Source organism: Brevundimonas sp. EAKA (genome assembly GCF_000698025.1).
Lineage (GTDB): Bacteria > Pseudomonadota > Alphaproteobacteria > Caulobacterales > Caulobacteraceae > Brevundimonas > Brevundimonas mediterranea_A.
Genome location: NZ_JMQR01000234.1, coordinates 1 through 1,879, shown reverse-complemented (window position 1 = coordinate 1,879; position 1,879 = coordinate 1). Strand labels below are relative to the sequence as shown.

General features: G+C 67.6%; 1 protein-coding gene. It reads right to left on the bottom strand.

What is annotated here, in order from left to right:
* Nucleotides 1–45: 45 nt before the first annotated feature.
* Nucleotides 46–1,503, bottom strand: coding sequence for a serine--tRNA ligase (serS, locus tag ER13_RS17145; RefSeq protein ID WP_035311308.1), 1,458 nt, complete (start codon nt 1,501–1,503; stop codon nt 46–48).
* Nucleotides 1,504–1,879 lie beyond the last annotated feature (376 nt).

Genomic DNA, 1,879 nt, shown 5'->3' with positions numbered 1-1,879 from the left:
GCCCCCTCCACCGCTTCGTGGTCCCCCTCCCCCAAGGGGGGAGGATTAAGCGCCCACATGGGTCAAACCTCCCATATAGGGCTGCAACACCGTCGGCACCGCGATCCGCCCGTCCTCCTGCTGATAGTTCTCCATGATCGCCACCAGGGTCCGCCCGACGGCCAGACCCGATCCGTTCAGCGTATGGACGAACTCGGTCTTCTTCTCGCCGGCCCGCTTGAACCGCGCATCCATGCGCCGCGCCTGGAAGTCCCCGCAGTTCGAGCAGCTGCTGATCTCGCGATAGGTCCCCTGGCTGGGCAGCCAGACCTCCAGGTCGAAGGTCTTCTGGGCCGAGAAGCCCATGTCGCCCTTGCACAGCAGCATCCGCCGGAACGGCAGCTCCAGCGCCTTCAGCACCGCCTCGGCGCAGGCCGTCATCCGCTCGTGCTCGGCGTCGGAATCTTCCGGCCGCGCGATCGACACCATCTCGACCTTGGAGAACTGGTGCTGACGGATCAGCCCGCGCGTATCCCGCCCCGCCGACCCGGCCTCGGCGCGGAAACAGGGCGTCAGCGCCGTCATCCGCATCGGCGTGGCGAGGTCGTCCTCGGACAGGATGGTCTCGCGCACGAGGTTGGTCAGGGAGACTTCGGCGGTGGGGATGAGATACAGCGTCCTACCAAAGCTCGCGCTCCTATGCTTCGCAAGGTGCTCAACCTCCAACTTCCGCTGAATCTGGCTGATCTCGACGGAAGTGAGACTGGCTTCCTTTTCCTCCCGGGCCTGCGCCAGTCTCGCACGTTGATCCGCAAAGAAATCTTCGAAAAACGCCTCAAGGTCGTCCACCGACGTCTTGAACAAATCCTCCTCGAACTTCGGCAACTGTCCCGTGCCGAACATCGCCTCGTCCCGCACCAACAGCGGCGGGTTCACTTCCAGATAGCCGTGTTGGTCCGTCTGCAGGTCCAGCATGAACTGGCCCACGGCCCGTTCCAGCCGCGCCAGCTGGCCCTTCAGCACCGCGAACCGCGCGCCCGACATCCTGGCCGCCGCCTCGAAGTCCAGCATCCCCAGGGCCTCGCCCAGGTCGGCGTGGTCCTTGGCCGGGCCGCCTTCGCGCGGGGTTCCCCAGCGCGAGACCTCGAGATTGCCCGCCTCGTCCTCGCCGTCGGGCACGTCCTCGGCCGCCAGGTTCTTCTGCGCCGCCAGCAGGTCGCGCAGCTCCTTGCCGACACGCGCCTCGACCTCGGCGGCCGCCGCGATGTCGCCTTTCAGCGCCTCGACCTCGGCCTTCAGCCGGTCGGCTTCGGCCATGTCCTTCTTGCCCATGGCGGCGCCGATCAGTTTGGAGGCGGCGTTGCGCTTGGCCAGGGCGTCCTGGCCCGTGGTCTGGGCGTGGCGCAGTTCGGCGTCCAGCCGCAGGATGTCCGCCACCAGCCCGTCGGCCTCGTCCACTCCGCGCGACGACCAACCGGCCACGTAAACCTGGGGGTTCTCGCGAATGGCTCGGATATCGTGCATGGTCTGGAACTTCGGCTGGGCGGGAGAAGCCGAACGCTCTACCCGCCCGCGCGGAGTCGGGCAACGGCAGGAAGCCACCGGACCTCGCTTAAGCCTTTTGCGCGACCAGCGACGACGGCGTCGGTTTGAACTCCCGGCTCGATTCCTGCACCGGCTTGCCCCCGTCGAACTGTTTTCGCCAAAGTCCCACATCGCCGGCTTGACGCCTCCGCCGCTGCGGCGGACTGTCGCAACCTCCCCAAGCGGCATGAGACCTCGTCAATGATCCGATCCCGCCTGAGCGCCGCCGGCCTCGCCCTTCTGCTGGTCTCGGCCGCGCCCGCCGCCCTGGCGCAGCAGGCTTCGACCTATCCGCCCGCCCTGCCCGCGCCCCAGC

Bases quoted from the DNA above. Each gene is read 5' to 3' on its own strand.
- serS (WP_035311308.1), bottom strand. From the start codon at position 1,503: ATGCACGATATCCGAGCCATTCGCGAGAACCCCCAGGTTTACGTGGCC.